The organism is Erwinia sp. GW821-FHT03D09, from assembly GCF_059420805.1.
In genome coordinates this window covers 120749-129703 of the sequence record NZ_JBWKUK010000001.1, presented here as the reverse complement: position 1 = coordinate 129703, position 8955 = coordinate 120749, and the positions used below count along the sequence as shown (strand labels likewise).

At 54.8% G+C, this 8955-nt stretch carries 8 protein-coding genes and 1 pseudogene; 7 read left to right on the top strand and 2 right to left on the bottom strand.

From position 1 onward, the window contains the following. From AC07U6_RS00695 to gstA, 7 genes and pseudogenes are all read left to right on the top strand, one after another. A pseudogene (locus tag AC07U6_RS00695) lies at positions 1–520 on the top strand (electron transport complex subunit RsxC); the annotation flags it as partial. Continuing rightward, positions 521–1582 (top strand): electron transport complex subunit RsxD, encoded by a 1062-nt coding sequence (gene rsxD / locus AC07U6_RS00690; protein WP_494762622.1) that lies wholly within the window; start codon positions 521–523, stop codon positions 1580–1582. Then, the gene (gene rsxG, locus AC07U6_RS00685; RefSeq protein WP_494764487.1) at positions 1582–2214 is read left to right on the top strand and encodes an electron transport complex subunit RsxG; all 633 of its coding nucleotides are present in this window, start codon (positions 1582–1584) and stop codon (positions 2212–2214) included. The genes rsxD and rsxG overlap by 1 nt, the downstream gene beginning before the upstream one ends. After that, positions 2207–2908, top strand: coding sequence for an electron transport complex subunit E (locus AC07U6_RS00680; RefSeq protein ID WP_494762621.1), 702 nt, complete (start codon positions 2207–2209; stop codon positions 2906–2908). Before rsxG ends, AC07U6_RS00680 begins: the two co-directional genes overlap by 8 nt. After that, a complete protein-coding gene (gene nth, locus AC07U6_RS00675) occupies positions 2905–3540 on the top strand; it encodes an endonuclease III (RefSeq protein WP_494762620.1) in 636 nt (211 codons plus the stop codon). Before AC07U6_RS00680 ends, nth begins: the two co-directional genes overlap by 4 nt. Before the next feature lie 734 nt (positions 3541–4274). Beyond that, positions 4275–5768, top strand: coding sequence for a dipeptide/tripeptide permease DtpA (dtpA, locus tag AC07U6_RS00670; protein WP_494762619.1), 1494 nt, complete (start codon positions 4275–4277; stop codon positions 5766–5768). A 157-nt stretch (positions 5769–5925) separates the two neighbouring features. Further along, positions 5926–6531, top strand: a complete 606-nt coding sequence (gene gstA, locus AC07U6_RS00665; RefSeq protein ID WP_494762618.1) for a glutathione transferase GstA — start codon at positions 5926–5928, stop codon at positions 6529–6531. Between the two features lie 107 nt (positions 6532–6638). Here the strand turns inward: gstA and pdxY are convergent, their stop codons facing one another. Continuing rightward, positions 6639–7499: a pyridoxal kinase PdxY gene (gene pdxY, locus AC07U6_RS00660; RefSeq protein ID WP_494762617.1), complete on the bottom strand. Its 861-nt coding sequence runs from the start codon at positions 7497–7499 to the stop codon at positions 6639–6641. Positions 7500–7578: 79 nt separating this feature from the next. Further along, the gene (tyrS, locus tag AC07U6_RS00655) at positions 7579–8853 is read right to left on the bottom strand and encodes a tyrosine--tRNA ligase (RefSeq protein ID WP_494762616.1); all 1275 of its coding nucleotides are present in this window, start codon (positions 8851–8853) and stop codon (positions 7579–7581) included. Between the last annotated feature and the right edge of the window lie 102 nt (positions 8854–8955).

Genomic DNA, 8955 nt, shown 5'->3' with positions numbered 1-8955 from the left:
CGTCGCTGCTGCCATCACCCGCGCTAAAGCCAGGAAAGCGGCGCAGGCGGGTGATTCGATTGCCGAGGCCCCGATCGTGAAGCCTGAAGCTACAGCTGAATCCGTTACCGCAACCGTTGCTGAACCGGCAGTTGCAGAAGACCCACGCAAAGCCGCCGTCGCTGCTGCCATCGCCCGTGCTAAAGCCAGGAAAGCGGCGCAGGCGGGTGATTCGATTGCCGAGGCCCCGGCCGTGAAGCCTGAAGCTGCGGCTGAATCCGTTACCGAAATCGTTGCTGAACCGGCAGTTGCAGAAGATCCACGCAAAGCCGCCGTCGCTGCTGCCATTGCCCGCGCTAAAGCGAAGAAAGCGGCGCAGGCGAGCCATAAAATTGAAGAAGCACCTGATGCCCGGATGCCAGCAGTAGAAATTGAACAGGAAGCGGTCGCTTCTGATGATGCACGTAAAGCAGCGGTGGCTGCGGCGATTGCGCGAGTCAAAGCGCGCAAAGCTCAGCAGCCTTCGACGCAAGAGGATTAAATGGCATTTCGTATTGCAAGCTCCCCCTATACCCATAACCGCCGCAGCACCAGTACCATTATGCTGCTGGTACTGCTTGCCGCTATCCCCGGCATGGTCGCGCAGTGGTACTTCTTCGGTTGGGGAAATATTATCCAGGTGTTGATCGCCGCCGTTGCCGGCATTGGCGCAGAAGCCGCAATCCTCCGTCTGCGTAAGCTGCCTCTGGTCCCCACGCTCAAGGACAATTCTGCACTACTGACCGCCCTGCTGCTGGGGATCAGTATCCCGCCGCTGGCGCCATGGTGGATTGTGGTGATCGGGACTCTTTTTGCGGTGGTGATCTCCAAGCAGCTGTACGGTGGCCTGGGGCAGAACCCTTTCAACCCGGCGATGGTCGGCTATGTTGTATTGCTGATCTCCTTCCCGGTACAGATGACCAGCTGGCTGCCGCCGGATTCGTTACAGGGCATTACGCCGACCTTTAGCGACACGTTGAGCATGATTTTCCATTTCCACACTGTGGATGGTCATAACATGCAGCAGCTGCAGATCGGCATTGACGGCATCAGTCAGGCAACACCGCTGGATACCTTTAAGACCGGCCTGCGCGCCGGGCATTCCGCGGAACAGCTACTGGCGCAGCCGATTTATAGCGGCGTGTTAGCCGGGCCTGGCTGGCAGTGGATTAACATTGGCTACCTGGCCGGCGGTATTTTCCTGCTGTGGACCAACAGCATTCGCTGGCATATTCCTGTGAGCTTTATCGGCTCGCTGACGCTATTTGCCACTATCGGCTGGCTGGCCTCGCCGGAAACCCTGGCATCACCGATGATCCACCTGTTCTCCGGTGCCACCATGCTCGGAGCCTTCTTTATTGCTACCGATCCGGTCACCGCCTCCACCACCAATAAAGGACGGCTGGTTTACGGCGTGATGATTGGCCTGCTGGTGTGGCTGATCCGCAGTTTCGGCGGCTATCCGGACGGTGTTGCTTTCGCGGTACTGCTGGCGAACATCTGCGTTCCACTGATCGACTATTACACGCAGCCGCGCGTTTACGGCCATCGTAAGGATAAATGATGCTGGATGCCATTCGAAAAAACGGCGTAACGCTGGCGGTGTTTGCCGCCATCACTACCGGCATGACCGCAGTGATTAATACCGTGACCAAACCGACCATTGAGCATCAAACGGCGCTACAGCAGAAGGTGCTGCTGGACCAGGTTGTACCGCCAGAGATGTACAATAACTCGATACAGAAAGAGTGCTATATCGTCAGCAACCCGGCGCTGGGCAACAGTGCGCCGCACCATCTTTATCTTGCTCGTAAGGACGATAAGCCGGTCGCTGTAGCGATTGAAACCACCGCGCCGGATGGCTATTCCGGAGCGATTCAGATGGTGGTCGGGGCTGATTTCAGCGGCACGGTATACGGTACGCGCGTTGTAGAGCATCATGAAACCCCGGGCCTGGGTGATAAGATCGAGCTGCGTATCTCCGACTGGATCAACAGTTTTAACGGCAAAAAAGTCACCGGCGCCAACGACACGCATTTTGCGGTGAAAAAAGATGGTGGTGACTTCGATCAGTTTACCGGTGCGACCATCACTCCTCGTGCGGTGGTAAATGCAGTGAAGCGCACAACGTTGTATATTGAAACCTTATCCGGGCAGATTTCCTCGCTGCCAACCTGTGGAGATGCCAATGAGTGAAGCTAAAACCCTGCTGATCGGTGGGCTGTGGAAGAATAACTCGGCGCTGGTTCAGCTGCTGGGGCTCTGCCCGCTGCTGGCCGTGACCTCAACCGCCACCAACGCCCTCGGGCTGGGGTTGGCGACCACGCTGGTGCTGACCCTGACCAACAGCGGGATTTCCATGTCTCGCCGCTGGGTGCCGTCCGAAATTCGTATTCCGATTTACGTGATGATTATCGCTGCCGTAGTGAGCTGCGTGCAGATGCTGATTAACGCCTATGCCTATGGCCTGTATCAGTCATTAGGGATTTTTATCCCGCTGATCGTCACCAACTGTATCGTCGTGGGTCGCGCGGAAGCCGTAGCCTCGAAAAGCAGCATTCCGCTTTCCGCGCTGGACGGCGCGGCGATTGGTCTGGGGGCCACCAGCGTGATGGTGGTGCTGGGTTCGATTCGCGAAATCATCGGCAACGGTACCATTTTTAACGGTGCCGATCAGCTGCTGGGTCCGTGGGCTAAAGCGATGCGTATTGAGGTGATTCATTTTGATTCGCCGATGCTGCTGGCCATGCTGCCACCGGGGGCGTTTATCGGGCTTGGCATGCTGCTGGCGGCGAAATACCTGATCGATAATAAAATGAAACAGCGCGCCGCTCTGAAAGCCGAAAAAGAAGCGCAGACGGTGCTGCCGAATGGAAAAGTGGCTCAGTGAACAAAGATAAACGCCAGCAAATTCTGACCCGCCTGCGGGATAATAACCCGCACCCTACCACCGAGCTGATGTTCAGTTCACCTTTCGAACTGCTGATTGCCGTATTGCTGTCTGCGCAGGCGACCGATGTCAGTGTGAATAAGGCGGCCGCGAAGCTTTATCCGGTAGCCAACACGCCAGCAGCGATACTGGCGCTGGGCGTGGACGGTGTGAAGGAGTACATCAAGACTATTGGTCTGTTTAACAGCAAGGCAGAGAACGTGATTAAAACCTGCCGTATCCTGCTGGAGCAGCACGGTGGAGAAGTGCCGGAAAGCCGTGAGGCGCTCGAGGCTTTGCCGGGCGTTGGCCGTAAGACCGCGAATGTGGTGCTGAATACGGCCTTTGGCTGGCCGACCATTGCGGTAGATACTCATATTTTCCGCGTCTGCAACCGCACTCGCTTTGCACCCGGTAAAAATGTTGAGCAGGTTGAGGAGAAACTGCTAAAGGTGGTGCCGAAAGAGTTCAAGGTTGATTGCCATCACTGGCTGATACTGCACGGCCGCTATACCTGCGTGGCGCGCAAACCGCGCTGCGGTTCCTGCCTGATCGAAGATCTCTGCGAGTTTCCAGAGAAGGTAGAAATATAACCTTTGCTGTTACTACCTTAACTGCACCGTACGGCCAGAGCTGGCCGGACTGTGCAGGGCCTTCACTGCATTGCTATATTGCCCTGGCAGAGAGCTACCGGGTATTCCCCCTTCCGTTTCCCCCCTGCAGATCCACACCGCGAACACCCGCTCTCCACCATTTATTCTGATTCAGTACCATTAACAGACCGCATATTCGCCTTTCAAGTTCGCTATTTGCGGCTGATCCCCTGCAAATTACAGGGATACGCTGATAAAGTTTTTTTATTTCAACAATTATCAGCATTTTTTGACTTTAATCACAAAAAAACGCTGTAACAGCCAATCCGACCACCATCCTCACTCAACCATCTGTTTTTAAACCATTTAAAATCACTAAATCAACGCAATACACTAACTTATCAACCATAAACAACAGATGATATCACCAACCCCACCTCCAGCAGAGCACTCTTCTTACTGGCTAAAGTCTGCGCCACAATGAAAATTAAAAATGCTTTAATGCAAAATCAATGGCATTTAATTCTGCTTTGCAAACTTATTTACCCGGTAATAGCCAAATAAATAACGAAATTCAGTATAGAAAAAATGCTTGCCCTCAGAGGAACGATCGGCGAAATTGTTGGCCGCTTTTCCTGTTCTATAACTATAAGGCGAACGTACGTCCCGCGTTTCGTCAGCTTAATTCCTGCCACAAAACAGGTCTTAAAAACAGGTCTTATTTAGAGGTACACGTGTCTACTGCAAACAAACATTCCGAGGCGGCAAGCCTCAACGCTTTTAAACAGCCGAAAGCGTTTTATCTGATCTTCTCCGTTGAGCTGTGGGAGCGTTTCGGTTTCTACGGCCTGCAGGCCATTATGGCTGGCTACCTGGTCAATACCCTGGGTATGTCCGAAGCACAGTCCGTAACGCTGTTCGCCTCCTTCAGTGCGTTGGTCTATGGCATGGTGGCCATCGGCGGTTGGCTGGGTGATAAAGTGCTGGGTACTAAACGCGTAATCGTGCTGGGTACCATCGTACTTGCAGCGGGTTACGGGCTGATTGCCTGGTCCGGTCATAACGTGTCGATGGTCTATCTCGGTATGGCGACCATTGCCGTGGGTAACGGTTTATTTAAAGCCAACCCATCTTCACTGCTATCGACCTGTTATGCGAAAGACGATCCGCGTCTTGATGGCGCATTCACCATGTACTACATGTCGATCAACATCGGTTCGTTCTTCTCAATGCTCGCCACGCCGGTACTGGCGGCGAAGTTTGGCTGGAGCGTTGCTTTCGCTCTCTCCTTTGTCGGAATGCTGATCACCCTGGTGAACTTCCTGGTGTTCCGTAAGACGGTGAAAGACTACGGTTCAAAGCCTGACTTTGCTCCGCTGAATATGGGCAAACTGTTGACAACGCTGGCCGGGGTTGTGGTGCTGATTGCTCTGGCGTACTGGCTGTTGCACAACCAGGGCATTGCTCGCCTGGTGCTGGGAGTCATCGCTATCGGCATCGTGCTGGTCTTTGCGAAGGAAGCGCTGGCGCTGAAGGGTGTTGCCCGCCGCAAAATGATCCTTGCCTTCGTGCTGATGCTGGAAGCGATAGTGTTCTTTGTGTTGTATATGCAAATGCCAACCTCGCTGAACTTCTTCGCTATCCGTAACGTGGAACACAGCATTCTGGGCATCGCGTTCGAGCCACAGCAGTACCAGGCGCTGAACCCGCTGTGGATTATGGTGTTCAGCCCGCTGCTGGCCGCTATCTACAACAAAATGGGCGACCGCTTGCCAATGCCTCACAAGTTTGCGTTGGGTATGGTGCTGTGTTCAGCCGCGTTCCTCGTGCTGCCGCTGGGCGTCTCCTTCGCTAGTGCGCAGGGAATTGTGTCGGTCAGCTGGCTAATTCTGAGCTACGCGCTGCAAAGCGTGGGCGAACTGATGATCTCCGGTCTTGGCCTTGCGATGGTGGCACAGTTGGTACCACAGCGCCTGATGGGCTTTATCATGGGCTCGTGGTTCCTGACCACCGCCGGTGCGGCGATGATTGCCGGTAACGTAGCCAGCATGATGGCTATCCCCTCTGACATTACTAATCCGCTGGAATCACTGCATATCTATGGTGATGTGTTTATGAAGATTGGTATCGCTACCGGCATTATTGCCGTGCTGATGCTGCTGACGGCACCGCGCCTGAATCGTATGACCCAGGACGATAAGCCCGCCGCTGCTAAAGTGACGGCCTGATAGCCTGACGGCCCGGAGACCCTGCTCCGGGCCAATTTCTCTGCCTCATCTCTTCCTTCTGTATAAAACCGCTTAATCAATTGATCAGCCACGCTGACATTTCGCCACGCGCGCAGTAAGATAAATTCCGAATGCCCCCAAACCTCAGGAGAACACAATGAAGCTGTTCTGTAAACCCGGCGCCTGTTCGCTATCCCCCCATATCGTACTGCGCGAAACCGGCGTCGATTTCACTCTCATCACCGTCGATCTTCAGACCAAGAAAACCGAACAGGGCGAGGACTATCTGCAGATCAATCCTAAAGGACAGGTCCCTGCTCTGCAGTTAAACGATGGTTCGCTGCTGACGGAAGGGGTGGCTATCGTACAATATCTGGCCGACCTGAAGAGCGACCGCCAGCTGCTGGCTCCCTGTGGCAGCCTGAACCGCTACCATACGCTGGAATGGCTGAACTATGTCGCTACCGAGCTGCACAAGGGCTTCAGTCCGCTGTTCCGTCCGAATACGCCTGATGAATTCAAGGCGAGCACGCGCGAGCTGCTGGAGAAGAAATTCAGCTACGTGAACGACGAACTGAAGGATAAGCAGTGGCTGATGGGTCTGCGCTTTACCGTGGCGGATGCCTACCTGTTTACCGTCACCCGCTGGGCTCACGCGTTGAAACTGGATCTGAGCGGGCTGGATGCGCTTAACGGCTGGTTTGACCGCGTGGCCGAGCGCCCGGCGGTGGCAGCGGCGCTCAAGGCAGAAGGCCTGGTTTGAAAAAACGGTCACACGCGTAAGCTTTGATCTGATATAAAACGGGCAGGCGCTGATGGCCTGCCCGACACGTTACCGCTGCGGCATTGAGCCGCAAACCGTCCTGCTGATTACAGTTTCACCGCGTCAAAATGCTGTACGGGTTCCGCAATCGCATTCTGCGCCGCAACCAGCTGCAGCTCGTATTCACCCATCTGATGAGTTTTCAGCATCACTTCATATACCGCAGCGGTAACGTGCTCCAGCGACTGCTGTAGTGACAACCCGTGCAGCAGATCCACCAACAGCAGACCGCTGCTTAAGTCACCCACGCCTACCGGCTGACGCACGCCAAAGTCGATCAGCGGGCGACTGATATGCCAGGCTTCATCGGCGGTCACTAACAGCATTTCAAAACGATCGCTGCGATATCCCGCACGTGCCAGATGCTTCACCAGCACCACCTTCGGCCCCTGGGCAATCAGCTCACGTGACACTGTAACTGCGTCGTCCACACTGGTCACGCTGCGACCGCTAAGGATCTCCAGTTCAAGAAGGTTTGGCGCAATGATATCGCTGGCCGGTAGTGCAGAAAGCCGATGAAACTCCGCCACGCCGGGTGCCACAACACAGCCCTTTTCCGGGTGCCCCATCACCGGATCGCAGAAATACCAGGCGTTGGGGTTCGCCGCTTTGACCATGCGAACAATTTCCAGGATTTGTTCACCCTGTTCCGCGGAGCCAAGATAGCCGCTCAGTACCGCATCACAGGTTTTCAGGCGATCGATATCGTTAATGCCACGGGCAATATCGGTAAGATGCGTTGCAGGCATCACCGTGCCGGTCCAGTTGCCATACTGAGTGTGGTTGGAAAACTGGACGGTATTTAACGGCCAAACGTTTGCGCCCATGCGACGCATCGGAAACTCTGCAGCACTGTTACCGGCGTGACCAAATACCGTATGAGACTGGATGGAGAGAATATTTTTCATCGTGCTGACCTGTACTTTCCTGCCAATAAAAAAGCCGGTTTACCCGGCTTTAGCAGCGAGGCTGACCCCGCGAGAGAGATTATTTCCAGCAGATTAAGCTGTAATTCTTTTTACCACGGCGCAGCAGCGTGTAGCGACCGAACAGGCGGTCTGCCTCGCCCGGAACGTACTCCGCGTTGGTTTGCAGCGTACCGTTGATGCTGATGGACTTCGCGTCGATCAGTTTACGGGCCTGACCGCGTGACGGGGCCAGCTCAGCGTTAACCAGCGCCTGTTGCAGATCCTGACCAGCCTCCAGTTCAGCCGTTGGCATACCGTCCTGCGCCAGCTGTGCCAGATCCTGCTCGTTCAGGTCACTCAGCGCACCGGAGAACAGACTGTCGGTGATACGTTTTGCCGCTGCCAGGCCATCAGCGCCGTGGACCAGCCCGGTAACCTGCTCCGCCAGCACATACTGCGCGCGCGGGGCTTTGCCGCTATTTTTGTCTTCTTCTTCCAGTGCATTGATTTCTTCAATACTCATAAAAGTGAAGAACTTCAGGAAGCGGTAAACGTCCGCATCGGCGGTGTTGATCCAGAACTGGTAGAACTTGTACGGACTGGTTTTCTTCGGATCGAGCCAAACTGCGCCGCCTTCGGTTTTACCGAATTTGGTGCCGTCAGACTTGGTAATCAGCGGAACGGTCAGACCAAAGACCTGGTTCTGGTGCAGACGACGGGTTAAATCGATACCGGAGGTGATGTTGCCCCACTGATCGGAACCGCCGATTTGCAGCACGACATTGTGGCGCTCGTTCAGTGCAGCGAAATCGTAGCCTTGTAGCAGATTGTAAGAGAACTCGGTAAATGAGATCCCCTGATCGTCGCGGTTCAGGCGCTGCTTGACGGCTTCACGGTTAATCATCTGGTTAACGGAGAAGTGTTTACCGATGTCACGCAGGAAGGTCAGCACGTTCATGCCGCCAAACCAGTCGTAGTTATTGGCCGCAATCGCGCTGTTTTCACCGCAGGCGAAGTCAAGGAACGGTGCGACCTGGTGACGGATTTTCTCTACCCACTCGTTAACGGTATCGGTGGTGTTCAGCTGACGCTCAGTTGCTTTAAAGCTCGGGTCGCCGATCAGACCGGTTGCTCCCCCCACCAGCGCCACCGGTCGGTGACCGGCATCCTGAAAGCGCTTCAGGCAGAGTAACGGTACCAGATGCCCCAAGTGCAAGCTGTCTGCGGTGGGATCGAAGCCGCAATAAAGGGAGATTTGGCCCTGCGCCAGTTTTTCTCCTAACGCGTCCTCATCCGTTACCTGGGCTACCAGGCCCCGCTCTTGCAATTGTTTGATCAGGTTACTGCTGGCCATCTAAGACTCCATGTAAAAAAAGTCTGCACCTAAGCTGGTACACAGCTTTCCGCTCACACGCGGAGAAAAATAAGGGATATAGAATAATGGCCCACTCCGCTC